The following is a 23,303-nucleotide window of genomic DNA, read 5'->3' as shown; positions in this document are numbered from 1 at the left end:
CTAGCCCTTGTTACTGCGGCAAGGACCAATCCAGCCAAGACCATAAAGCTACGACTGCTAGCAGCACAACATGCATGATAATCAGGGCTTTGACAGTAATAAACGGGATATAATCATCATCCCCTTTTACTGGATAATCATCATGATAATCCTGTGACATGTTTCAACACCTTGATTGTATGCCTAAAGCCCTTAGGGCTTTAGGGCTGGGGTATGGGGCAGAGCGTGATACATTCTATTAAAATAAACAAGCCCATGTGCGGTTGCATGGGTGCGTAACGCTTGCACAATACCAAACATTACGCTGTGTGTGCCAACTTCTACAATCTGGCTGATCTTGCAGTCAAACGAGGCTACAGCTTCTTCCAGTACAGGTGCGCCTGTTGCCAAGGCGCTCCAATGCCCAGTGGCAAATCGCTCCTGCATGGAGTTGGGGCTGGCAAAAAGGTTGGAGAGATGCTGCTGGGTAGATGCCAGCACGTTTACGCATAATGCGCTCCCTTCATGAAAAGCCTGTCTGGCACGGCTTCCACGGTTCAGGCAGACCAAGAGCGTAGGTGGGGTATCTGTTACGGAACACACTGCGGAGGCTGTAAAACCAACGGGGTTTTCCAGCGTTCCTGTTGTAACAATGTTCACAGCTGCGCCAAGTCGGGCCATGGCATCGCGGTAGGCGCTGGTCTCCGGAGCCAACATCTGCTCTCCTTAAATCAATCAAAGATGGTTCGTACGTGTTTGTGCACGAAATAAAGAGGAAAGCAATGACAGAGCAAATTCTTTCCGCCGTATCTGGCGTAACAATGCAGCAGGAAGGGCATCTGGGACGTATTATTTTAGACCGTCCCAAACGGTTGAATGCCGTTGATATCAGTATGGCCAACGGCGTAAAAGCCGCTTTGGAAATGTGGCGGCATGATCCTTCCGTCCATACCATTCTTCTGGAAAGCAGCAGCCCACGTGCCTTTTGCGCAGGGGGAGACCTACGCGCCATTTATGATCGTCTGAAAGCCCAAGGGGCATTGGCGGCATATGAACTGATGAAGCGCGTATATGATGTGATGCTGTTGTTGGCAGATTACAAAAAACCCATTGTTTCCTTTTTAGATGGCGTAGCTATGGGGGGCGGTATCGGCTTAGGTGGCCATGTGCGGTATCGGGTGGTTACGGAAGCATCTGTGCTGGCTATGCCGGAAACGGCTATTGGTTTGGCCCCCGATGCGGGAGGAAGCTGGTTGTTAGCCCGTGCGCCAGGTTTTTCTGGTTTACGGCGTGCTGTTACCGGTGGGCGTATGAACGGAGCAGAGGCCATAGCCATGGGGTTTGCAGATGTTCTGGTTTCATCGGACTCTCTTACAGATTTAAGAGAAACGTTGAGCGTTGAAAGTGCAGAGCATGTATTCAGCCGCCTTCATTCCCAGCCTGAAAGTCTGGACGTGCAAAATCTGGATTCCTGTTATGATGCGCCAGATATCTTGCAGGTTATTGAAAAATTGAAAGCGGAAGGATCAGAAGAGGCGCAAGAGGATCTTGAAGCTTTATCACGTGCTTGTCCGTTTTCTGTGCAGGTAGCATGGTATGGATGGCACCAGGCACGTGCTGCTTCCTCGTTACATGCCGCTTTTGTGCTGGAGGAAAATATGGTGCGGCATATGGTGGCCCGGCCAGATTTTGTAGAGGGGATTCGGGCACGTTTGATTGATAAAGATAACCAGCCTGTGTGGATGCCGCCAACTTTGGCGGAAGTGAATAAGCAGGAAGCTCAAAATTGTTTTGAGAAGTAATGCAAACATGTCGCCCCGGAGCATTTTGTGCTGCGGGGCATAATGTTTTTGGGGTGTTTAGGCGGCTGCAGTTCGGAAAGCGATGGACGCCGGTGCAGGTTTGCCAATCGGCAGTACTGCATATCCAAAGGCGTCCTCCAGAATTTCAGCAGCAGCGAGATAGATGGCGGAAAAACCGCAGAACAATCCTTCATACCCAGCAAACTGTGTAACAACTGGCATAGCCAGCATATCACCCGCGGCAAGGAGAGCGAATAGAACTGTCAGGCTTAGAAAAATAATCTGATGCGCCCGTGAGGCACGGAGCGTGGCAATAAACATGATAAATGTGAACAATCCCCACGCGAGTAGGTAGCTTCCTACAAGGTTAGGGCTACTGGCATCCACAATGCCAGTATGAGGTAGGCCAATAAGTGTCACGAACGAAAGCCAGAAAGCACCGTAGGCGCTAAAAGCTGTCATGCCAAAGGTATTGCCATTGCCATATTCCAGCATTCCCGCCAGAATTTGGGCAACACCCCCAAATGTTAGCCCCATGGCCAGAATGGCAGAACCCATAGGTACCAGATCTGCATTATGTAAATTGAGAAGAACGGTTGTTAACCCAAAACCCATTAAGCCTAATGGGGCTGGGTTGGCTCTTCGGTATGTCACCGGAGGCGAGGTGTCGGAATATGCCATGCCAGATACTTCTTGTTATGAGTGATGACTTAAGCATTAAGTAAATGGCAGAGCAGAAGTTCTCTATAAAAAGAAAATTTAGATAAAATTAAATTCATCATCATGACTTTTATTTTAGGAAACTTTTTCCTTTATTTCATCCCACAGAAGTAGACTCCATAAGTGTAGAAACAGAGGCATTTGCCCCAACCTCATCCACAGAGCGATGGATGGGGCCGTATTTGCCATAAAACCCGGGAATGGCGCGGATAATGCCCGCTGCTTGCATGAGGCAGGAGATGGTTCTATCCCGCATAAGGGAGGCACCATTCTGATCTGTGGCGGTGGTATGGAGAATTGCAGCAGCCTGCTCCAGAGCATCTGCCGTAGCCAGTGGGGTATGCCGCAATAGGGCAAAGGCTTTTAATGCATTTTCAAGAGCAGCGTGAGCTTGCGCATCAAGCTTGGTATGTTCTGCATTCCAGCGCAGGCGTAAAATTAGCCGACCTAGAGAAAGTGTTGCAAAGGCCGCATCTGTATAGCCCTGCCGGTCTATTCCGGAAGGAATAAAGGAAAGACGCATCATCAGCCGCGTGATTTTTTGAAGTTGGAGACCTTCCCATGCAATCCATTGCACGGGCTTGTTACTGTGGGAAAGAGCGAGTTGTTGCAGGCTGCGCGTAAGGGAAGAAACCAGCCGCGCAGCATCCAACCGATGGTCTGGCGGCAGAATAACCCGGAAAACCAGCACCAGAAGTATGCAGGCTGCTACCATGGTTATCCAGTTATTGGTGAGTGCGAGATCATTATAAATAATAGGGTTGTTAATAGAGAGCAGCATGGTGAAAAACACTGCATATCCAAATGCACCAATGCTGTAGCGCGGGTGAAATTGCAGCCATACACCAGGTAGTAGAAACAGGCAGAGAGTTAGCCATAAAAGCGGGTAGCCATCTATACGAGGCAGAAACAGGGAATGGCATAAAAAACCCATAGGCACAGCCAACATGGTGCCTGTTGCCATCATGGGGCTTGCTTTACCGGCGGAGGGAGCTGTTGAAAGCAGGCTTGATGCGGCAACTACATACAAAATCAGCATAGGGCCAGCGCTCCAGTGGAACACATACCACAGCATGCCAGCTAGAAGTGCAATGAACATGCCGCGCACACCATTGCGCAAGGCTACAGGCCATTCCAGATATTGGCGTGTGTGGGAAGATTCACGATCGCGGCGCAGGCTTGTAAGATCGTATAGGGCAAGATCTATCTGTACCAAAATATCACGCGTATTATCCAATGTGGCCAGCAAACTGGGCGCCGGATTGTTGCGTGAAAGTTGTTCCAGATTTTTCAGGCATTCATGCAGGCAGGCAGAAACCGGGGCGGGGTTTTCCAGCCAGCCGGGTTGTTCTGTAAGGTGCAGAATCTGCTCTAATGTTTCGGCAACATACTGATGCACAGGGCGTGATTGCGCATCTACCAAAGAGAGATTGAGCCAATAAGGATGATAGCTGACAATAAGCCCGGTTAAACGGTTAAGTGCCAAGCGCAGGTTGGAAATACGGGCCTGCATGTCGGGGTCATCTGCTGCGGCAAATTCTATGGCTGGTGTTAATCCTGCCATACCCGCCAGAAGGCGGCTGCGGCTATCATAAAGAGGTTGCGGCAGGCTACGGAATGCTGTGCCTGTGGTTGTAGTATCTGTTATTTCGGAAGGATTGTTTTCTTTTTCCGTATTTTCTTCTGGGTGAGAAGAAATACCTTCCTGTGCATGAAAGTTTTTTGCGTGGAGAATGGTGTCACGAAAGGCGTTGCCCAGTTTTTCCATCACAGCACTGGGTTTACGGGGGCTTGTTACCATAAATACACAAGCCGTTACCACCACGCCGGTTACTACGGCAGAAAGTCGCCCCATTGCAGAAAGAAAAATATTGTCTGGGTCCGCAAAAGCAGGTGCGGCAATAATAACAATTGTATAACCGGTTAATACAGCAGCATAGGCGCGAAAAAAGCGCAGGAATGTGGCGACCATGCAGGCTATTCCGACAAAAACAGAAAGAGCCGCAAAATACAGAACAGGGGACTGCACAAATACAGCCATAATGCCAATGCTGATAACGGCACCAATAACTGTGCCGATAACACGCCATACGCTTTTGGAAACCATAGCCCCTACAGTTGGATTTGCCACAATAAGAACAGTTGTGGCTGCACTGAGGGGAGAGTGAAGCTGGAACGTGAACGCCAGAAAAACGGCAATGCCAATGCATAAAAAGACGCGGGCAGAATAGCCCGCGGTAGCCTTAAAGGCATTCCACTGGGCTTCATCAGAAAAAAGGGCAGGTAAGCAGCGGGAGAACACAGCGTTAAAGGAAGATAGTGTGTTACTGCTTTGCTCGGATCTAGCGTTCATGATGTGTTTCCAGCATGCAGGAAAGATCATGAATTAAGCTACGCACTTGGTCTTCCGTGAGGTTCTGGCGGACATTCTGTTCAAGCTGTGCAGAAATAGTGTGAAACAACACACATCTTTCTTGCCCTGCAGGTGTGAGCACAAGCTTTTTGGCGCGCCGGTCCTGCATATCCTGTTGGCGTGTGATCAGCTTTTGTTTTTCCAACAAATCCAGAATACGCACCAGTGCAGAACAATCCACGTTCATGGCGGCTGCAAGATCACTTTGCGTGGCTCCATCGGGCATCATCATCAAATAAGCCATCGGGCGCATACTGGCTAATGTCATGCCATGGGGGCGCAAGGCCCTGTCCAGTTGCGTGCGCCAGACTGTGGCTAACCGCATAATACGGAAGGTAAGCGCCATGTCTGAAAAACGCGTTTCATCCAGTGTGGGCAGAACGCGTGGAGAAGTCATGGAATCCTCATTAGTTAGCTAAAGAATATTTGATATATAAAGTATATTCATACGAATATAACATAGCTGTTTTGCGCGTCAATAATGGAAATAAAGCTACAAAGCACAGGAACATTAGCGTGAAGCCTCACTCCTGTTTCGGATGGTAGAGCTTAAAGTTGTGAGGTCATAAAACTGCGGGTTGAAAGCAAAGGCCGCTTATGCGCATTGTGCACCGGCTAATGGTGTCCTTTACGGGATGAAAAGGGAAGAACGGTGCAAGGCCGTCGCTGCCCCCGCAACTGTAAGTTACCCATGGTGTTCCGTAAGGGCTTTCGGGCCTCAACCACTGGTCTGCATGCAGGCTGGGAAGGTAGGGAGCGCCGTTTTATGTTCTGGCCTATGGCTGGGGTATTATGTGGGTACAAGCCAGGAAACCTGCCATTGGTGCCAGTATGCGTAAGCATGTTGGTGGGTCTTAGTTATTATTAAGTTCTGGCGTTGCTGCTGGCGGGGTGCCCGGCAGGCATAGATGTACCATAGGGTATATTTCCTCTGCTTATCTCTGAGGTAGAGGCGCCGGGTGTCTGCACCCCGTCAAGCGGCTGTTCTTTGAGAATGGCGGTTATTTCAGGGATACAGCATGGCCGAAGCTCCCGATTTTTCTCAAAAATCACTTCAGAATCGTCCTGTTTTGCATGTGTGTGTCACGTGTCGGCGCGGTGGGCCTGCTATGGATCAACCGCCGGGTGCCCAGCTATATGCACGTTTACAGGCCTTGGTGCAGGAAGCAGAAGCTACTGGGCAGGAAGCTCCCGTTCTGCTGCGTCAGGTTCAGTGTTTGGCAGCCTGCGATCGCGGATGCACTGCAGCCATTGCTATGCCAGAGCGTTGGACATGGTTATTAGGACATCTGGGTACAGAAAAAGCAGAAGATCTGCTGGCTTATGCCCAACTCTATGCAAAGTCTGCGCGGGGAACAGTCATGCCTTCGCGCCGTCCGGCATCTCTTTCCAATATGGTGTTGGGGCGTGTTCCCGCACAACTTTATGATGAACAGGAGCCTTCATGACAATCGCATCTCGCGTGCCTGTAACCATTATCACTGGTTTTTTAGGGGCAGGTAAAACAACCCTTTTGCGTAATCTGCTTCAGCGTGCTGCAGGGCACCGTATTGCCGTGGTGGTGAACGAATTTGGTTCCCTTGGCATTGATGGGGAAATCCTGCGCGGATGCGGAGTGGAAGGCTGCAAGGAAGATGACATTGTAGAGCTGACCAACGGTTGCTTGTGCTGCACGGTAGCAGATGATTTTCTGCCAATCATGGAAGCTCTGCTAGATCGGGCTGATCCACCGGAACATGTGGTTATTGAAACATCTGGTTTGGCACTGCCTAAACCATTGCTCAAGGCTTTTGGTTGGCCAACAGTGCGTAACCGCATGACAGTTGATGGCGTGATAACGGTAGTAGATGCACCAGCAGTGGCAGCAGGCCGTTTTGCAGATGATCCTGAAGCTATTGCCCAGCAGCGTGCGGCAGATCCTTCTTTGGATCATGACAACCCATTAGCAGAAGTTTTTGAAGATCAGATTAATGCCGCAGATCTTGTGGTGTTGAACAAGACAGATCTGCTGGATGCAGATGCGCTGACACGTGTTGAAGATGAAATCCGCCACACGGCACCACGCCCAGTTCAGATTGTGCGTGCCACAGAAGGCAAGGTGGATCCAGCCATATTGCTTGGGATTGGGGCAGCGGCAGAAGCAGACTTGGCTGCGCGTCCTTCTCATCATGATGCAGAGGATGGCGAACACGAACATGATGACTTTGAAAGTTTTGTCGTGCGCGTGCCTGAGCAGCACAGCGTCGAGCAGTTTTTAACGCTCTTGCAGGATACGGCGCGCCGTTATGATGTACTGCGCATGAAAGGTTTTGCAGCGGTAGCAGGCAAGGCTATGCGTTTGGCTGTGCAGGGTGTGGGGGTGCGTTTCCGGCACGAATTTGATCGTCCTCTTTCCGCTAACGAAAAACGAGAAGGCCGCATTGTCGTGATCGGGCAAAAGGGGCTGGATGCTGCATCCATAGCCAAGGCTCTTGGCGGCACCTTGGTAACGGCCTGATTAAGGACGGAGTAGGCTTATGCATCTTTTGGTGCGGGAAAACCGGACGCTCGATGAACAGGAAATGGCAGAGGATCTCAATCTTCCCTCTGCTGATCTTGTTGTACTTTCTTTTACAGAAAGTGATCTTCTGGCCCTGCGCCATGCAGAAGCCTTGCTACGTGCTCAAACTGAAGAAGGCATAGTGCTTCCCACCTTGCAGGTCACAAGCCTGGCAAGATTACGCCATCCTATGTCGATCTATTTGTACATTGAAACCACATTGCAAAAAGCGCGCTGTGTTGTGGTGCGGCTGTTGGGTGGTTTGGATTACTGGCGTTATGGGGCAGAAGAACTGGCGGCATGGAGCCGTGAAACAGGCGTGCCGCTGGCTTTGTTACCCGGTGATACATCACAAAGTTCTGTTTCTGATGTGCGGGAACAGGCAGTACATACCGGAGATGATGGACGGCTGGCGGAACTTTCCACTATTTCCGCAGAATATTACGCGCGGTTAAACGGTTTTTTCCAACAAGGAGGGCCGGATAACATCTGCGCAGCATTGGAAGTTATGTCTGCACTGGCAGGGATGCAGGAAGATAAAGGGACACATCCTAAAGCATTGCCTGCATGGGGCGTATATCGTTCTTATCCTACTACCGTCATGCCAGTTCAGGTGCAGATAAAAGCAGTGATACTTCTTTATCGCGCGCATTTGTTGGTAGGAGACGTGGCAGGGCCGGAATGTTTGGCAGAAGAACTGGCGCAACGTGGCTGTGCTGTAGATATTGTATATGTTACATCTTTGAAAGATCCTAACGTTTCTGATGATGTAAGCTATTATCTACAACGTGTAAAACCGGATGTTGTTCTGGACGCAACATGTTTTTCTGCACGAAGCCAGAATGGTTTTTCACCATTGGATGTGGCCGATGCGCCTATTTTGCAGCTTCTGCAGCCGGGGTGCACACAGGCTTTGTGGCAAGAAAGCCCACGAGGTCTGGCGCGGGCGGATATGGCCATGCAAGTGGTATTGCCAGAACTGGACGGCACAATTGCAACATTTCCAATTTCTTTCAGAAAAGATGCACAGCCCGGACAGCCTGCATTTAGAGAACCTTATAAACCGGGGATAAAGTTGGTGGCAGGCCGTGCAATTGCATGGGCTAAATTGCGGAAAATGGCGCAGTCAGACAAAAAAATATCTATTATTTTGTCTGACTACCCAGGTGCAGGGCTCGAAAAATCTGGGGCCCATATAGCGCATGCTGTGGGGTTAGATGGTTTTGCATCTACATCTTCCATTCTCACGCTCTTGCATAAGGCAGGTTATCATACAGGAGCAAAAAATGTTCCTGATGCAAAAGCCCTTGCCGCAGCGCTTGTTGGTGGCAGTTCAAAGCCTGTTCTTGATACAAAGCTGTATCGTCAGTTTTTGGCAGATTTGGATCCGGATTTTGTAAAATCTGTTTTTGCCGCATGGGGTGATCCCGAACACGATGCCAATGTAAAAGATGGCGTGTTTTGTCAGCGTTACATCCAGTTGGGCAATATTTCTCTGGCAGTGCAGCCAGATAGAGGGGCAGTAGCGGACCGTAAAGCGCTGTATCATGATCCAGACACACCTCCATGCCATGCATACGTTGCATTTTACTTGTGGTTGCAACATGTAAAAAAACTGGATGCCATGGTGCATTTGGGCACGCACGGCACGCTGGAATGGTTGCCCGGTAAGGCTGTGGCGTTGTCTCCATCCTGTGGGCCAGTTGTGCTGACGGGTGATGTGCCGGTTATTTATCCGTTTATTGTCAATAATCCGGGTGAGGCCGCAGCTGCGCGTCGGCGTTTGGGTGCTGTTATTATCGGCCATATGACGCCTCCTGTCATGCAGGCGGAACTTTCAGTAGATGCGCAGGAACTCGAACGGCTGATTGATGAATACGCTGAAGCAGACGGTCTGGACCCCCGCCGAGGCGCTTTGCTACGTGCTGATATTTTAGAAAAAGCTGTGCGCACGGGTGTGTTGGCTGAAAGCGGTGTGCGCCCCGGAGAAATGGATGAGGCAGAAGCGCTTGCGCGGCTTGATGCCTATTTGTGCGATGTAAAAGATCTGCAAATTCGTGATGGTTTGCATGTTTTTGGCAAACCAGCCGTACACTCCAAAAAACTGGTGCAGATTATTGCACAGGCATGCGGGCGGCAGGCGGATACTGTTTTCATGTCTGAAGTGGCGCATAAAATCATGCAAAGCGGGCAAGCAGAGGCACACGCCCTGCTTGCTGCATTAGATGGACGTTTTGTAGCACCCGGCCCAGCCGGTGCGCCAACCCGTGGACGGGTGGATGTGCTGCCTACAGGGCGCAATCTGTTTACGGTGGACCCTCGCGCATTGCCCACACCTTCTGCCATGGTGTTGGCCGAGAAAATGGAAAAGCTTTTGCTGACAAGGCATTTGCAGGAACAGGGTGAACATCTAACACATATGATTATGGATATGTGGGGTTCTGCCAGTTTGCGCACCGGCGGAGAGGATATGGCCCTTGCCTTGCGTCTTATGGGAATAGAGGTACAGCGCACCGCTGGCACAGGGCATGTTTGTGGGTTTGAAATTATTCCTTTGCCAGTGTTGGACCGGCCAAGAGTAGATGTAACGTTGCGTGTTTCTGGCCTATTTCGTGATGCTTTTGCAGATCAGATTGCCCTGTTTGATCAGGCTGTAGCGGCTGTTGCGGAACGGAATGAACCTGCCGAATGGAATCCTTTGGCGGCATCTGCCAAAGGGCTGAAAGGAGAGGCCCGAAAGCGGGCTACGGCTCGTATTTTTGGTGCTGCGGTTGGTAATTACGGCACAGGCGTTGAGGAACGCCTGACTGCGGGATCTTGGGCTCATACGCAGGAACTTGGAACAGCTTGGCTGGAAGGTTCATCATGGACATATGGTGGTGGGCGAGATGGACAGCAGGATATGCAGGCTCTTTCCAATTTGGTGGGGCAAGCAGAAGTTGTGCTGCATGTGCAAGACAATGCTGAAACCGATATTTTGGAAAGCCCGGATATAGCTGCGCATGAAGGTGGCCTTTCTGCTGCGGCCGCTACATTGGGCGCAACACCAACCATATTACATGGTGATACATCTCGGCCAGATATGCCACGGTTGCGAACAGCAGCGCAGGAAGTGGCGCGTATTGTGCGCGGACGGTTGGCTAACCCGCAATGGATTGAAGGTATGCAGCAGCACGGATACGCGGGTGCGGCAGAAATGGCGCGCGGATTAGATGCATTACACGGATTTGCAGCCACATTGCCCCAACGGTTTGATCGGCAATTCGATCTGGTTTTTGCTCAAACATTGGGAAATGCCGCGTGTGATGCATTTTTAAAACAGGAAAACCCAGCAGCGCGGGAAGCTATGCGTGCACGGTTTGCCGATGTATGGCGGCGAGGTTTGTGGCACCCACAGGGAAATAGTGTGGCCTGTGTTCTGGATGAGGAAAATGAGGCATGACAGCCCCTCGTATTATTATGGTTGCCGCTCCTCGTTCTGGCGGTGGCAAAACAACGGTTACACTCGCATTGCTGGCGGCTTTTCAACGCCGAGGATTACGGGTAGGGGCCGTTAAAACTGGCCCAGATTATATAGATCCCGCTTTTCATGCAGCTATCACACATCGGCCACCTCTTAATTTGGATAGCTGGTGCATGCCTGCAAATTTGCTGGCTGGTATCATGAATGCCGCTGCCAAAGATGTTGACGTGGTTGTGGTGGAATCTGCAATGGGGTTGTTTGATGGATTAATGGCCCAAAAAAATGCACGTGGTGCACCTTCTGATATTGCAGCTCTATTTGGGATTCCTGTTTTGCTGGTGCTGGATGTTTCTGGGCAAGGGCAATCTGTTGGGCCGATTGCTCAGGGCTTTGCGAGATGGTCTGATGCTGTGCAGGTGCGTGGTGTTGTCATCAACCGTGTTGCATCCGAACGGCATGAACGTTTGGCGCGCTCTGCCGTGGCCATGGCAGACCTGCCTGTTTGTGGGGCGCTCATGCGCCAAAAGGGTGAGGTACTGCCAGAGCGGCATTTAGGATTAGTGCAAGCGCGTGAGCATGGCAATCTGGCAGGGTGGTTATCAGACCTTGCAGATAAGGCAGAACGTGAACTGGATCTGGATGCTATTCTGGAAGCAGCAGCGCCTCTGGCGGAACAGAAGGCTGATCCAGTATCTCTGGCAGAAGCATGTATTCCGCCTCCGGGCCAACGGATTGCCGTGGCGGATGATGCTGCTTTTTCGTTTTTATATGGGCATCTTTCTTTGTTTTGGAGAAAAGTGGGGGCGGAGTTGGTTCCGTTTTCTCCACTGGCCGATCAGGCACCAGATACCTCTTGCGATGCTTGTTGGTTACCTGGGGGGTATCCAGAACTTTATGCAGGCCAGATTGCGCAAGCAGAGCATTTTAAAAAAGGCTTGCAGGATTTTGCGCTTAAGAACCCTGTACATGGGGAGTGCGGAGGCTACATGGTTTTGGGCCGTGCATTGGAAGATGCGCAGGGGCAGACACATGCTATGGCAGGTTTGCTAGGACATGTAACGTCTTTCGCGCGTCGAAAATTGCATTTAGGCTATCGTGAGGCCACGCTGCTGACAGATAATGTTTTGGGCCACACAGGCACACGTTTACGCGGGCACGAATTCCATTATGCAACGGTTATGGATAAAGGTGAGGACGCGCCATTGGCAGATCTGGCAGCAGGGGATGGTACGCCCCTTGGTGCATGTGGTGGCCAGCGTGGCTTAGTTTCTGGGTCATTCTTTCATGTTCTGGCACGGTGTTCCAATCAGAATATTTTGAACTCTTCCTCTTTATGAAAAGAGCATATGCAAAAACGAACGCGGAAAGTTGTGTGATAACAAGGTATGCACAAAGTGTTCTGCCGTCCTGATAAAGCCGGGGCAGGCGGTGAGAAGGAGATATTGAAATGCGATCTTTTCCCGTGTTGCTGGTAAGGCATGCTCCTGTTCAGGTTGCGCAGGGCATTTGTTACGGCAGGCAGGATGTTGCCCTTAGCCCAGGGTGGGAGAGTATTGTTTCTGGGCTTTCTGTTCTGGCTAAAGGTGCTGTTTGCCAGGTGTTATATAGCTCTCCTGCGCAAAGGTGCTGGCAGATGGCGCAGCGTTTGGCGCAAAGTGCAGGCATGGAACTACGCGTGGATCACCGATTGGCGGAATTGAATTTTGGCCGGTGGGAAGGTGTGCGTTGGCAGGACATAGATCGCACATTGCTGGATGAATGGGCCCAAAATCCAGAAGGTTTTGCACCGCCAGAAGGTGAAAGCGGGCAAGACCTGTACCAGAGGATTCAAAGTTTCTGGCGCGAAGTGCGCCAACGTGAAGAAAATGTGTGTGTATTATCGCATGGAGGGCCATTGCGGCTTTTGAGCGCTTTTGCTGGTGGGTATAAACCGCACCTTCTCGCACCTTCCATGCCGCAAGGTTTTGCGCGCCTGTTTATGGTGGGAGAAAAGAACGAACTTGCCTCAACTCAAAGAGATTTTTTGACACATCATAAAAAGGAAGAGCCGTGCCAAGTATGATAGATCCGCAAAAGCCAGCATTATTACAGGATGCAGAGCATCATCGTACCAAAATGCAAAAACGCAAAGCTGTGCAGGATAAAGAAGTTGCCAGCAAAACAGTGGAAAAAGGCCTGTTGATTGTAAATACAGGTTCCGGAAAAGGAAAATCTACTGCGGCGTTTGGTCTGGCTTTGCGGATGTTGGGGTATGGCCGGCGTGTTGTTGTGGTGCAGTTTATCAAAGGGGCATGGCATACGGGAGAACGCAAGGCGCTAGAACGCTTTGAGGATTTGGTAGAATGGCACGCGTTGGGTGAAGGTTTTACGTGGGAAACGCAGGATAAGGCGCGGGATATTGCTGCATGCCAACGTGCATGGCATGTTGCTCAACAAGCGTTGGCAAACCCAGATGTTGGGTTGGTGATCTTGGATGAACTGAACATTGCATTAAGGTATGATTACCTACCTATGGAGCAAGTTCTTGCAGATATTGCAGCACGCCCGGCAAGCTTGCACGTTGCCGTAACAGGCCGCAATGCCAAGGAAGCCATGCTGGAAGCGGCTGATTTGGTAACTGAAATGACAGTGGTGAAACATCATTTCAAAGCGGGTGTAAAAGCGCAGGAAGGCATAGAGTTTTGAGCACCCGTGTTCTGATGGTGCAGGGCACAGGGTCTAGTGTCGGAAAATCAACACTCGTTGCAGGCCTTGCGCGTGCCTTTACCCGGCGAGGGCTGCGGGTTTTGCCGTTTAAACCGCAGAATATGTCCAATAATGCCGCTGTAACATGGGATGGTGGTGAAATTGGGCGTGCTCAAGCTTTGCAGGCGCGTGCCTGTGGGGTACCTGCAAGCGTTGATATGAACCCAGTTTTGCTCAAACCACAGGGTGAGACAGGCGCACAGCTTGTTGTGCGGGGGCGGATTGAGGAAACAGTGCAAGCGCGGGATTATCAGAGCCGAAAAGCACTTCTGATGCCAGCCGTTTTGCAAAGCTTTGTAAAACTTGCCGCAAAGGCAGACTTGGTTTTGATAGAAGGTGCTGGGTCTGCTTCTGAAGTAAATTTACGAGCGCATGATATTGCCAATATGGGGTTTGCAGAAGCTGTAAATGCTCCGGTCGTGCTTGTGGGAGATATAGATAGAGGCGGAGTGATTGCCAGCCTTGTGGGTACACAAGTTGTTATAAGTCAGAAAGATGCCCAACGGATCAAAGGTTTTATTGTAAACCGCATGCGGGGTGATCCAACACTGTTTGCTGATGGCATGCAGTTTATTGCCGAACGTACAGGGTGGCAGCCTTTAGGGCTTGTGCCGGATTTGCCAGAGGTGAGAACCCTGCCAGCAGAAGATGCCGCAGATCTGGATGAAAAACTTGCGCATGCAGTAAGGCACTCAAAAGCAAACTTAGATCAGAATGCGCCGCTACGTGTTGTTGTGCCTCATTTGCCGATGATCGCCAATTTTGATGATCTGGATCCACTGTATGCAGAACCCGGTGTGCACCTTATCTTGTCTAAACGTGGCGAGCCTTTGCCAGAATGCGATCTGATTATATTGCCCGGATCGAAAGCGACATTATCTGACCTTGCTTGTTTGAAAGAACAGAAATGGGACAAGCAGATTGCAGAACATGCTGCCAATGGTGGTTATGTGATGGGTATTTGTGGTGGCTATCAGATGTTGGGTGCTACGGTGGCTGATCCTTATGGAACAGAAGGCGCTGTAGGACAGACGGCAGGGTTGGGGCTGTTAAAAATTGATACAGTTTTAAGCCGAGATAAAAGTCTAGAACACAAGGAAGGAAAACTGGCGGCAGAAGGCAGTAAAGTTTCTGGATACGAAATGCATGTGGGCCAAACAACAGGGGCTGATTGCCAAAGCCCCTTGATATACATGGATAACCATCCGGAAGGTGCTGTTTCTGCAAATGGGCGTGTATGGGGCACTTATCTGCATGGCATTTTTAACCACCGGGCTGCGCGTATGGCTTTGCTTGCGCGTGTAGGTGGGGCTGCATTTCAACCAGATGGCATATGGTATGCTGCCGGGGCAGATTTACCAGCGCAGCATGATCAAAGTGTAGAACAAGCGCTGGATGCGTTGGCAAACCATTTGGAACAGCACATTGATCTAGATGTCTTGTTGCAGTTGGCTACTGTACCGGCTGGTATTTAAAAAAAACGACAACTACTTTAACGCTGAATCCACTGTCTTCTTGCAGGGTTACGTTTTTCCCACCCTCGGCGTTCAAGCTCTGGTGTGTTGGCATGTTGTTCCGGAAAGCCAACACATAGGTAAGCCAGAAACTGCCAGTTGGGCTCTACGCTTAAAGCTGCATGTGCTTCCTGTGGATTAAGGATGGAAACCCATCCTACCCCAACGCCGTGGGCCGTAGCAGCCAACCAAAAAGTGTGAATGGCCATAACGGCAGACCATGTGGTGGTTTGTGGCATAGTAGCCCGTCCAAGCCCACGTCCCTGTTGAGGATTGGTCTCACAAAATACGGCTATATGGTGAGGGGCATCATCCAGCCCGGCAAGTTTTAGCCGCGCATAACGCTGGGCGTCTTTTCCTTCTCGCCCTTCCAGTTCTTGCGTATTGCTGCGCATAAAGTTCTTGCGGATGGCATCGCGGCGGTTGGAATCATTTACCAGCACAAAGCGCCATGGCTCGCTTAGCCCAACTGAGGGTGCCAAGCAGGCTGTTTCCAGCAGTTCATCCAATACAGGTGTTGGCACAGGTGCTGTACGAAAATGCCGCACATCCCGCCGCCATATAAGCAGTTGCTCTAATTGGTTCTGAAAAGAAGGTGAGAAAAAAGGTGCTGTCATGCCTTTATCATGCAGCCAATAGCGGCCAGCAGCAAGCCACCTATCAGAATACCACAAGCCCTGCGGTAAAGGATAAGGCCGCGCTCCAGATCATGTAGGGTGGCCGTTGTGGTGCCTTCTCCAATCCACCCATCATCAACCACAGTTCCTGCATAATTGCGGGGGCCCCCAAACTTTACGCCAAGGGCAGTGGCCAGAGCTGTTTCAGGCCATCCAGCATTAGGGGAGCGATGGCGGCTGGCATCTCGCCACACGGTGGAGCAAATCGTGCGCCACTGTGTGGGGCGTGTGGATAGCAGGATACACAAAGCGGCCAAGCGGGAAGCTGGCAGGTTAATGAGATCATCCATTTTGGCAGCAGCCATGCCAAATGCAGCATAACGTGGGTTAAGATGGCCGATCATGCTGTCTGCCGTGTTGATGGCTTTGTAAAATACAGTTCCGGGTAAGCCGAGCAGTGCAGTCCAAAATAAGGGCGCAACAATGCCGTCGGAGAAGTTTTCTGCCAGACTTTCAAGCGCGGCACGCACAACGCCAGTTTCATCCAGTACGGATGTATCTCGCCCTACAATTTGGCTTACAGCTGTGCGGCCACCTTCTAATCCGACCTGTTGAAGCGCTGAGGCAACTGCTTTGACATGCACCCACAAAGATTTCTGAGCTACCAGTGTACAGGCCGTAACAGCCTGTACACCAAGCATGAAAAGCGGCGGCAAAAACATATAACCGATATGGAGTATAAATATCGTAAGCCCGACGGGAATACCGACAAGCAGCAACAGCGCGAAAAAACCGGATATCCGGCGTGCTGTATCTGACCACTCTGGCCTGTTGAACGTCCGCTCCAGCCTGTTTATCAAGAAGCCAATCCACACAACAGGGTGGCTTATTGCAGCAAACAGCGGTGCAGGATATCCGCACAAGGCTTCCAGCCCCGCAGCCATGGCGGCAACGGGCAGGGTTATAGAAAAAGGATAAAGCAGCATGGCAGATGCAGGCGTGCGGGAAAAGCGGCAAGAAGGCAAGGGGTATCCGCCGCAACAGGCACCTGCGGTTTCTGTGATGCCTTCAAAATCTTCATCAGCGTCAAGCCATATTCCTGCACATGGGGGGCAGGTGCAAAAAGTTATGCAGATGTTTGCAAACGCACCGCAACCATTTGTAGACCTTTCTACAGGCATCAGCCCTTTTGCTTATCCGGCCAAACTGCCTGATCTATCTGCTTTGCATACATTACCGGAGGAGGCAGAAGAAGCTGCGTTACAGATGGCGGCTGCGACAGCATATGGTGTTTCTGACCCCAGCATGGTGGTTGCAGGTGGAGGAAGCCAGAGCTTGATTGCTTTGTTGCCACGGGTGCTGAAGGCAGAACGAGCGTGCATATTAGGCTCCACTTATTCTGGACATATGCAAGCATGGAAAAAGAACGGTATTCCGGTATCCGAGGTGCTTGATTTCGCTCAGCTACAGTTGGCGGCACAGCAAAAAAATACGGTATGTATTATCTGTAATCCCAATAATCCTGATGGGCGTTTGATAGGAGCCTCGCACTTGCTGGATCTGGCCAATATCTGTCAGGCAGCGGGAAGCTGGTTGGTGGTGGACGAGGCTTTTGCAGATATTACTGGTCAGAGCGTTGCATCTGCCCTGCCGCATCCAGCTTTACTGGTTTTACGCTCTTTTGGAAAAACTTATGGATTGCCCGGGGTACGGCTTGGGTTTTTGTTGGCTCAACCCAGTGTGGCTGCATATGCGCGAGATTTATTAGGGTCATGGCCCGTTAGCACCATTGCGCTGGCAGTTGGGTGCCAAGCCTTGCAGGATAAGGAATGGTTAAAACAGACATCAACCAAACTGTATGCTGCCAGTTCACGCCTAAAAAAATTGCTGACTAAAGCGGGCTTAAGCCATAAAGGCCAAGCTGTTTTGTTTGAGTTGGTAGAATGTGAACGTGCAGCAGAGTTATGGCAGCATCTTTGTCAGCAAGGCATCGTAACCCGGATTTTTCCTTATAATGCGCACTGGCTGCGTATGGGGCTACCAGCTTCCGAGGTGCAATGGCGCAGGTTAGAAGCAGCTTTGCAGGCTTGGCATACGCTTTAATAAAAAAGCGCAGATAATGCCGTCATGATCGTGCATTCGGTTATAACGGCGCAGGCACCCAGAATATCACCTGTGTAGCCACCAAGTTTATGTTGTGCATATCGGGCTATCAGCAAAGCTACCGCCAAAGCCAGTAGAATAGGAAAAACTATAAATGTTAGCAAACATGCTACTGTAAGTGGTGCTGGCATTAAAAATACTGTCAGTAAAATGCAAAGACAGATTATTACAGCCAAAGCAATTGTTAGATTACGCTGTGCCAAAGGGTAAAGTGATCGTGCCAGACCATCAGGCCGGGCCGGTGGAATTGTTTTTGTAACAACCAAAAATGCGCCACGTGCCAGACAGCCAGCAATGCCACATATTAGGCAAGCCAGTGCGATGGAATGTATAGATGAAAGCACGCCCGCGCGTATTAAGGTTGCCAAACATAAAGCCAGAACACCGTAACTTCCAATACGGCTGTCACGCATAATTTCCAGTTTGCGTTCAGGTGTCATGCCGCCAGAACTATCCGCGGTATCGGCCAAGCCATCTTCATGAAGACCGCCTGTTACAAGAATTTGCATCCCTAAAGCTATGCCTGCGGCTGCCAGAGGCGGAATATGGCGACATTGTAATAATGTGGACAGGCCACCGGCACATATTCCAATGCCTGCACCAATAAGAGGCCAGCACCAGATGGATTGTGCCAAGGGCCAAGAAGCGGAACTGTTTTTGTAAGCAGATGGCAACAGCCAGCCAACAGGTATGCGCGTAAGAAGCCCAACACCACAGGCCAGATGTAAACGTAATGTATCTGGTATAGAAAGGCGGCCAGAAGAGGTCATGTTTTCTGGCTTACCGCGGCTTCTGCAAAAGTAGCCATACCTGTGTGGCAGGCAAGCGCTGCCCGTATGATAGAAACTGCAAGCGCTGCGCCAGAACCTTCTCCTAACCTGAGGCCCAATCCCAAAAGAGGTTCTAGATTTACATAAGAGGCAAGGCGATGTGTTTGTCCTGTTGTGGTCGCGCAATGTGAAAGGCAGGTATGGGCCAGCCCATCAGCGTGCAAGCGTGCAAGAGGTGCGGCCGCAGCCGTGCAAACAAAGCCATCTAACAGAATAGGTACGCTTTTATGCCTGGCAGCCAATGTGGCGCCCAATGTGGCCGCCAGTTCGTATCCGCCAACACAGCGTGCAGCTTCTAATGGATCAGAACAAGCTTGCCGATGCAGGCTAAGTGCTGCGTCAATAACTGCGGCTTTACGTTTCAATCCGGCATCATCCGCACCGGTGCCGCGTCCGGCCCAGATGATGCCGCTTTCCTTAAACAAGGCTGCTGCCAAAGTGGCTGCGGCAGTGGTGTTTCCAATACCCATTTCGCCCAAGCACAAGAGATCGCAGTGAGATGAAACGGCGTTGTAACCAAGTGTGACAGCTTGCAAAAAATTCTGCTCTGTCATGGCCGCTTCATGCGTAAAATCGGCCGTAGGCTGCAGATCATGCACAGGAATAACGTGTAAGGATGCGCCAACTGTTTTGGCTATCTGGTTGATGGCAGCCCCTCCGTTACGGAAATTGCTGACCATTTGAGCTGTAACATCAGAAGGCCAGAGGGAGATTCCTTGCTGCGTTACGCCGTGGTTTCCTGCAAAAACCAAAACCTGCACATTTTCCAGCTTTGGTGTGGCACGTTTCTGCCACCCCCCTAGCCAGCTTGTAAGCTCTTCAAGGCGGCCGAGGCTACCTTCTGGCTTGGTAAGTTGCTGTTCGCGCTGGGCAATGGCGTTTTGGGCCATCTTATCTGTCTGCGGCAAGTCGCTACACAGGCTTCTGAGTTCCCGCATGGAACCAAGGCAGAGTGGCGCGTTAGAAAAAGAAGGAGATGATGGCATGCCGTTGATTTTGTGCTGTTATAAGGATGTAAGCAAACAAAAATAGTGAGGCGCATATACCATGAGTGTCCTATCTCTCAATCCAACAGAAACAGGGGCGCAGGGCACTGTTCTGATTTTGGGGGGCGCACGTTCAGGAAAAAGTGGTTTAGCCGAAGCAATGCTGACAGCCTTGCCTTCTCCTTGGATCTATCTGGCGACTGGTCGGGCATTTGATGCAGAAATGCAGGAGCGTATTGAACACCACAAGGCCAGCCGAACAGAGCAGGGTTGGCAAACGGTTGAGGAACCGCTGGATATTGCATGGGTGTTAAAAACCTATGCACATCTGCCTGTGTTGGTAGATTGCCTGACCTTATGGGTGACCAATATGTTGCTGGATGACCAAAATATTGAGGAGGCAACACACTATCTGCTGGAGGTGTTGCCGGAGCGCTTGGCCCCCACCATTCTTGTAGGCAATGAAGTTGGGTTGGGGATTGTGCCGGAAAACGCTTTGGCCCGCCGTTTTAGGGATGAGGCAGGGCGCCTGCACCAGCGGATAGCGGCACAGGCAGGGCAAGTTGTTTTTGTGGCAGCCGGGCTGCCACTGGTGCTTAAAGGGAAAGATTTATAACCGTCAGCTATGTGTCAGCTTTCAGATTCTGAATGATCATGCAACACGCGGGGGAAGGCAACGGGGCTGCATAGCCCTAATGCTGTAGCCATTATAACAATACCAACAGCCATGGGCGGTAAAACAGAAAGTCCAGCTGTGTTCAGAATCATTCCGCCTGCGGCGGAACCAAACAAAATACCCACATTGCTGCTGGCGTTTACGGCCGCACCGGCAATATCAGCCGTTGTGGCGCGGCTACGGATAGCGCCAGACATAATAACCGGGATAAGGGCGGCATAACCGGCACACCATAGGCCAACAGCCGCAACCGCGCTCCATCCGCTAAGGAGAGAACCGCAGAGTGCACCCATGCCACATGCGGTAATCAGGCCAGCTACCAGCAGCCCAAGTGCCGGTTTGGAATCCACCATCTGTCCGGCAGCCCATAGCCCAAGAATACTCACGCCACCTGTAACCAGCAGGGCAATGCTGAGCGCGCTTTCAGGCAACCCATGAGACATGAGCAGAGGTGAAACATAGGTGTACAGAAGGTTATGCCCCAAAAAGAACAATGTATTTACGGTAATCACTACCGCAAAAACCCGAGCAACACCGGGGGTGCGAAATGAAGGGAGATGCACGGAGCTGGAGGAAGCATTCACCTTGGGCAGAAAAAATGCGATGCATACGGTTAGAATGGTGGCTAAACCCGTAACCACCATCATGGAAACCCGCCAGCCTGCCAATTGCCCAATAGCAGCAGTGCCGGGAACCCCCAGAACAGACCCCAACGATGTGCCACCAAACACAAACGAAATGGCGCGTCCTGTCATGCGAGGGGGTACCAGATGCGCAGCATAGGCAGAAACAATGGACATCATAAGCGCATGGGCAGCCCCGCCCACGGCACGGCCCAAGCATAAAATGGCAAAGGTAGGAGCCAAAGCGGCAATCAGATTAGAGGCGATATAACCAATCAGAGCCCAAAGCATGAGTGTCTTGCGGTTGATTCTGGCTGTAAGAATGGTAAGCGGCACCGCCGCCAGTGCCACAACCAGCGCATATGCGCTTACGGCCAGACCAGCTTTACCTTCCGTAATATGGAAGGAATTCGCCATATCTATCAGCAACCCTACAGGGGCAACTTCGCTGGTAATGGCCGTAAAAGTGGCGGCAAATAAGGCGCACAGCCCGATTATTGTCTGACCGGACAGGGTTTTGAAAAGCATGGGCTTTCTACTGATACAACTGAGGGTTTGAAGGATAATAGCTCTGCCGGTATGGAACTGAACCGGGTAGGAGGCCATTATGCGCTGGGGTGTATAGACCTCTTTTTTCTTGCATGGCAGTACATAAAATGGTGTCAGCAAAAAAAATCCGGACAAAGGCTCCATGGTGGATGTCTGCCCGTTCTGCTTGAGAGATGTAGATGTCAGAAAAAGAAATACGCACGCAGCTGTTGGTGGCCGGGAAATGGCAAGATGCGGCAGATGGTCGCACCATTCCGGTAACCAATCCGGCTACGGGCCAGATTATTGGGCAGGTTGCTCATGCCTCCAAAACTGATCTGGAAAAAGTGGTTGCGGGTGCGCAGGCGGGTTACGAAGCATGGCGTAACCTTACTGCGTGGGATCGCTTTGTGATTATGCGCAAGGCGGCAGATCTGCTGCGTGAACGGGCAGAGCAGATTGGCCGTATTATGAGCGAAGAGCAGGGCAAGCCCCTTGCTCAAGCGATTATTGAAATTCAGGGTGCGGCTGGTGTTATTGAATATTTTGGTGAAGAAGGCCGTCGCCTAAATGATGAATTGGTGCCCCCGCGCGCCCCTTATGTAGAACAGCGTGTACTGCACCGCCCTGTAGGTGTTGTGGCTGCCTTTACGCCGTGGAACTTTCCCATCAACCAGATTGCACGCAAGTTGGGTGCTGCCTTGGGTGCCGGGTGTGGGGTTATTGTAAAGGCTCCGGAAGATACGCCAGCTTCTCCGGCAGAACTGATCCGGTGTTTTTGTGATGCCGGTATTCCGGCAGGTGCGGTTTCTCTGGTGTATGGTGTGCCAGCGGAAATTTCTGAGTATCTGATTGCGCATCCAGTTGTGCGCAAGATTTCCTTTACGGGGTCTACGCCTGTCGGCAAGCATCTGGCCGCATTGGCTGGCGCGCAGATGAAGCCGGTCACTATGGAACTGGGTGGCCATGGCCCGGTTATTGTGTGCCCGGATGCAGATCTGGATGCCGCAGCCGAACGTTTGGCAGCCGCCAAGTTCCGTAATGCCGGGCAAGTGTGCATTGCTCCCACACGTTTCCTTTTACACAAGGAAATTGCAGCGCCCTTTATTGAAAAATTCAAAGCCCAGATGAGCGCGCTTAAGATTGGCAATGGTCTGGATGAAGGCGTTACCATGGGGCCATTGGTGAATGAGCGCCGCGTAAAAGCATTGACCGAACTGGTGGATGATGCCCGCCAGAAAGGCGCTGAACTTTGGCAGCCTGATATTTCCATGCCGAATGATGGGTGCTTCTTCCCACCCACATTGGTGCTGAAGCCAACGCTGGAAATGCGGGTTATGCAGGAAGAGCCCTTTGGCCCGATTGCCATTATGGATGAGTATTCTGATCTGGCGGACGCTGTAAAGGAAGCCAACCGCCTACCATATGGCTTAGCGGCTTATGTTTACACGCGTTGTGAACGCACGGAGCGCCTGCTGGGCGAAAAGCTGGAAGCCGGGATGGTTGCTGTCAATCACCATGGTATTGGCGTGCCAGAAGTGCCGTTTGGTGGCATGAAAGATTCTGGTTATGGCACGGAAGGTGGGCCAGAAGCTTTGAAGGCACATACCATTACACGTCTGGTATCCGCTCTTCACGAAAAGCCTTCTTTCTAACGCTTCAGTTTTTTTCTGAAGATCATGTAAAAAAGGGCGGAGGGGTTTAA

General features: G+C 51.1%; 21 protein-coding genes and 1 riboswitch. Of the genes, 11 read left to right on the top strand and 10 right to left on the bottom strand.

The window, feature by feature from the left end; translation table 11 throughout:
* Nucleotides 1-10: 10 nt before the first annotated feature.
* Together WG31_RS15850 and WG31_RS11420 are read right to left on the bottom strand one after the other, a co-directional pair.
* On the bottom strand, nucleotides 11-160 hold the full coding sequence (locus tag WG31_RS15850) for a hypothetical protein (protein ID WP_162853393.1): 150 nt from the start codon (nucleotides 158-160) through the stop codon (nucleotides 11-13).
* A 32-nt stretch (nucleotides 161-192) separates the two neighbouring features.
* Nucleotides 193-696, bottom strand: a complete 504-nt coding sequence (locus WG31_RS11420) for a flavin reductase (protein WP_006117307.1) — start codon at nucleotides 694-696, stop codon at nucleotides 193-195.
* A 65-nt stretch (nucleotides 697-761) separates the two neighbouring features.
* On the opposite strand from WG31_RS11420, the gene WG31_RS11415 reads away from it, so the two are divergent.
* Nucleotides 762-1,781: an enoyl-CoA hydratase/isomerase family protein gene (locus WG31_RS11415; protein WP_063354595.1), complete on the top strand. Its 1,020-nt coding sequence runs from the start codon at nucleotides 762-764 to the stop codon at nucleotides 1,779-1,781.
* 57 nt (nucleotides 1,782-1,838) lie between these two features.
* On the opposite strand, the gene WG31_RS11410 is transcribed toward WG31_RS11415, so the two are convergent.
* The 3 genes from WG31_RS11410 to WG31_RS11400 all read right to left on the bottom strand — a co-directional run bounded on the left by WG31_RS11410 (nucleotide 1,839) and on the right by WG31_RS11400 (nucleotide 5,311).
* Nucleotides 1,839-2,462, bottom strand: coding sequence for an acetate uptake transporter (locus WG31_RS11410; protein ID WP_063354594.1), 624 nt, complete (start codon nucleotides 2,460-2,462; stop codon nucleotides 1,839-1,841).
* 136 nt (nucleotides 2,463-2,598) lie between these two features.
* Complete coding sequence (locus WG31_RS11405; RefSeq protein WP_063354593.1) at nucleotides 2,599-4,854, bottom strand: FUSC family protein; 2,256 nt, start codon at nucleotides 4,852-4,854, stop codon at nucleotides 2,599-2,601.
* Nucleotides 4,844-5,311, bottom strand: coding sequence for a MarR family winged helix-turn-helix transcriptional regulator (locus tag WG31_RS11400; protein ID WP_063354592.1), 468 nt, complete (start codon nucleotides 5,309-5,311; stop codon nucleotides 4,844-4,846). The genes WG31_RS11405 and WG31_RS11400 overlap by 11 nt, the downstream gene beginning before the upstream one ends.
* Before the next feature lie 205 nt (nucleotides 5,312-5,516).
* A riboswitch (cobalamin riboswitch) is annotated at nucleotides 5,517-5,750 on the top strand.
* A gap of 183 nt (nucleotides 5,751-5,933) precedes the next feature.
* On the opposite strand from WG31_RS11400, the gene WG31_RS11395 reads away from it, so the two are divergent.
* From WG31_RS11395 to WG31_RS11365, 7 genes are all read left to right on the top strand, one after another.
* Nucleotides 5,934-6,362, top strand: a complete 429-nt coding sequence (locus WG31_RS11395) for a DUF1636 family protein (protein ID WP_063354591.1) — start codon at nucleotides 5,934-5,936, stop codon at nucleotides 6,360-6,362.
* Entirely contained in the window at nucleotides 6,359-7,411 is a 1,053-nt protein-coding gene (gene cobW, locus WG31_RS11390) for a cobalamin biosynthesis protein CobW (protein WP_063354590.1), read from the top strand. The genes WG31_RS11395 and cobW overlap by 4 nt, the downstream gene beginning before the upstream one ends.
* A gap of 19 nt (nucleotides 7,412-7,430) precedes the next feature.
* Nucleotides 7,431-10,895, top strand: coding sequence for a cobaltochelatase subunit CobN (gene cobN / locus WG31_RS11385; protein WP_063354589.1), 3,465 nt, complete (start codon nucleotides 7,431-7,433; stop codon nucleotides 10,893-10,895).
* The gene (locus tag WG31_RS11380; protein ID WP_063354588.1) at nucleotides 10,892-12,253 is read left to right on the top strand and encodes a cobyrinate a,c-diamide synthase; all 1,362 of its coding nucleotides are present in this window, start codon (nucleotides 10,892-10,894) and stop codon (nucleotides 12,251-12,253) included. The genes cobN and WG31_RS11380 overlap by 4 nt, the downstream gene beginning before the upstream one ends.
* A gap of 110 nt (nucleotides 12,254-12,363) precedes the next feature.
* Nucleotides 12,364-12,978 carry a histidine phosphatase family protein gene (locus tag WG31_RS11375; RefSeq protein WP_006117315.1) on the top strand — a complete coding sequence of 205 codons (615 nt, stop codon included), beginning with the start codon at nucleotides 12,364-12,366 and terminating at the stop codon, nucleotides 12,976-12,978.
* A complete protein-coding gene (gene cobO, locus WG31_RS11370; protein ID WP_063354587.1) occupies nucleotides 12,975-13,601 on the top strand; it encodes a cob(I)yrinic acid a,c-diamide adenosyltransferase in 627 nt (208 codons plus the stop codon). The genes WG31_RS11375 and cobO overlap by 4 nt, the downstream gene beginning before the upstream one ends.
* 14 nt (nucleotides 13,602-13,615) lie before the next feature.
* Complete coding sequence (locus tag WG31_RS11365) at nucleotides 13,616-15,136, top strand: cobyric acid synthase (RefSeq protein WP_063354968.1); 1,521 nt, start codon at nucleotides 13,616-13,618, stop codon at nucleotides 15,134-15,136.
* 17 nt (nucleotides 15,137-15,153) lie between these two features.
* On the opposite strand, the gene bluB is transcribed toward WG31_RS11365, so the two are convergent.
* Nucleotides 15,154-15,792 (bottom strand): 5,6-dimethylbenzimidazole synthase, encoded by a 639-nt coding sequence (gene bluB / locus WG31_RS11360; RefSeq protein ID WP_063354586.1) that lies wholly within the window; start codon nucleotides 15,790-15,792, stop codon nucleotides 15,154-15,156.
* Complete coding sequence (cbiB, locus tag WG31_RS11355) at nucleotides 15,789-16,778, bottom strand: adenosylcobinamide-phosphate synthase CbiB (protein ID WP_063354585.1); 990 nt, start codon at nucleotides 16,776-16,778, stop codon at nucleotides 15,789-15,791. The genes bluB and cbiB overlap by 4 nt, the downstream gene beginning before the upstream one ends.
* Between cbiB and cobD the strand changes: the two genes are divergently transcribed.
* Nucleotides 16,777-17,895 carry a threonine-phosphate decarboxylase CobD gene (gene cobD / locus WG31_RS11350; protein ID WP_063354584.1) on the top strand — a complete coding sequence of 373 codons (1,119 nt, stop codon included), beginning with the start codon at nucleotides 16,777-16,779 and terminating at the stop codon, nucleotides 17,893-17,895. The two genes, cbiB and cobD, sit on opposite strands and share 2 nt — an antisense overlap.
* On the opposite strand, the gene WG31_RS11345 is transcribed toward cobD, so the two are convergent.
* Both WG31_RS11345 and cobT read right to left on the bottom strand, forming a co-directional pair.
* Entirely contained in the window at nucleotides 17,892-18,725 is an 834-nt protein-coding gene (locus WG31_RS11345; protein WP_063354583.1) for an adenosylcobinamide-GDP ribazoletransferase, read from the bottom strand. The two genes, cobD and WG31_RS11345, sit on opposite strands and share 4 nt — an antisense overlap.
* Nucleotides 18,722-19,771 (bottom strand): nicotinate-nucleotide--dimethylbenzimidazole phosphoribosyltransferase, encoded by a 1,050-nt coding sequence (gene cobT, locus WG31_RS11340; protein ID WP_063354582.1) that lies wholly within the window; start codon nucleotides 19,769-19,771, stop codon nucleotides 18,722-18,724. Before cobT ends, WG31_RS11345 begins: the two co-directional genes overlap by 4 nt.
* A gap of 61 nt (nucleotides 19,772-19,832) precedes the next feature.
* Between cobT and cobU the strand changes: the two genes are divergently transcribed.
* Nucleotides 19,833-20,387, top strand: coding sequence for a bifunctional adenosylcobinamide kinase/adenosylcobinamide-phosphate guanylyltransferase (gene cobU / locus WG31_RS11335; protein ID WP_063354581.1), 555 nt, complete (start codon nucleotides 19,833-19,835; stop codon nucleotides 20,385-20,387).
* 14 nt (nucleotides 20,388-20,401) lie between these two features.
* Here the strand turns inward: cobU and WG31_RS11330 are convergent, their stop codons facing one another.
* Nucleotides 20,402-21,598, bottom strand: coding sequence for an MFS transporter (locus WG31_RS11330; protein ID WP_063354967.1), 1,197 nt, complete (start codon nucleotides 21,596-21,598; stop codon nucleotides 20,402-20,404).
* A 200-nt stretch (nucleotides 21,599-21,798) separates the two neighbouring features.
* Between WG31_RS11330 and WG31_RS11325 the strand changes: the two genes are divergently transcribed.
* Complete coding sequence (locus WG31_RS11325; protein ID WP_006117325.1) at nucleotides 21,799-23,253, top strand: NAD-dependent succinate-semialdehyde dehydrogenase; 1,455 nt, start codon at nucleotides 21,799-21,801, stop codon at nucleotides 23,251-23,253.
* Nucleotides 23,254-23,303 lie beyond the last annotated feature (50 nt).

Origin of the sequence: Acetobacter oryzifermentans (genome assembly GCF_001628715.1) — a bacterium.
Taxonomy (GTDB): domain Bacteria; phylum Pseudomonadota; class Alphaproteobacteria; order Acetobacterales; family Acetobacteraceae; genus Acetobacter; species Acetobacter oryzifermentans.
This window is presented reverse-complemented; position numbering and strand designations above follow the sequence as displayed.

Excerpts from the sequence above, each read along its gene's own strand:
- WG31_RS15850 (WP_162853393.1), bottom strand. The coding sequence starts at position 160 with ATGTCACAGGATTATCATGATGATTATCCAGTAAAAGGGGATGATGAT.
- WG31_RS11420 (WP_006117307.1), bottom strand. The coding sequence starts at position 696 with ATGTTGGCTCCGGAGACCAGCGCCTACCGCGATGCCATGGCCCGACTT.
- WG31_RS11415 (WP_063354595.1), top strand. The coding sequence starts at position 762 with ATGACAGAGCAAATTCTTTCCGCCGTATCTGGCGTAACAATGCAGCAG.
- WG31_RS11410 (WP_063354594.1), bottom strand. The coding sequence starts at position 2,462 with ATGGCATATTCCGACACCTCGCCTCCGGTGACATACCGAAGAGCCAAC.
- WG31_RS11405 (WP_063354593.1), bottom strand. The coding sequence starts at position 4,854 with ATGAACGCTAGATCCGAGCAAAGCAGTAACACACTATCTTCCTTTAAC.
- WG31_RS11400 (WP_063354592.1), bottom strand. The coding sequence starts at position 5,311 with ATGACTTCTCCACGCGTTCTGCCCACACTGGATGAAACGCGTTTTTCA.
- WG31_RS11395 (WP_063354591.1), top strand. The coding sequence starts at position 5,934 with ATGGCCGAAGCTCCCGATTTTTCTCAAAAATCACTTCAGAATCGTCCT.
- cobW (WP_063354590.1), top strand. The coding sequence starts at position 6,359 with ATGACAATCGCATCTCGCGTGCCTGTAACCATTATCACTGGTTTTTTA.
- cobN (WP_063354589.1), top strand. The coding sequence starts at position 7,431 with ATGCATCTTTTGGTGCGGGAAAACCGGACGCTCGATGAACAGGAAATG.
- WG31_RS11380 (WP_063354588.1), top strand. The coding sequence starts at position 10,892 with ATGACAGCCCCTCGTATTATTATGGTTGCCGCTCCTCGTTCTGGCGGT.
- WG31_RS11375 (WP_006117315.1), top strand. The coding sequence starts at position 12,364 with ATGCGATCTTTTCCCGTGTTGCTGGTAAGGCATGCTCCTGTTCAGGTT.
- cobO (WP_063354587.1), top strand. The coding sequence starts at position 12,975 with ATGATAGATCCGCAAAAGCCAGCATTATTACAGGATGCAGAGCATCAT.
- WG31_RS11365 (WP_063354968.1), top strand. The coding sequence starts at position 13,616 with ATGGTGCAGGGCACAGGGTCTAGTGTCGGAAAATCAACACTCGTTGCA.
- bluB (WP_063354586.1), bottom strand. The coding sequence starts at position 15,792 with ATGACAGCACCTTTTTTCTCACCTTCTTTTCAGAACCAATTAGAGCAA.
- cobD (WP_063354584.1), top strand. The coding sequence starts at position 16,777 with ATGGCAGATGCAGGCGTGCGGGAAAAGCGGCAAGAAGGCAAGGGGTAT.
- cbiB (WP_063354585.1), bottom strand. The coding sequence starts at position 16,778 with ATGCTGCTTTATCCTTTTTCTATAACCCTGCCCGTTGCCGCCATGGCT.
- WG31_RS11345 (WP_063354583.1), bottom strand. The coding sequence starts at position 18,725 with ATGACCTCTTCTGGCCGCCTTTCTATACCAGATACATTACGTTTACAT.
- cobT (WP_063354582.1), bottom strand. The coding sequence starts at position 19,771 with ATGCCATCATCTCCTTCTTTTTCTAACGCGCCACTCTGCCTTGGTTCC.
- cobU (WP_063354581.1), top strand. The coding sequence starts at position 19,833 with ATGAGTGTCCTATCTCTCAATCCAACAGAAACAGGGGCGCAGGGCACT.
- WG31_RS11330 (WP_063354967.1), bottom strand. The coding sequence starts at position 21,598 with ATGCTTTTCAAAACCCTGTCCGGTCAGACAATAATCGGGCTGTGCGCC.
- WG31_RS11325 (WP_006117325.1), top strand. The coding sequence starts at position 21,799 with ATGTCAGAAAAAGAAATACGCACGCAGCTGTTGGTGGCCGGGAAATGG.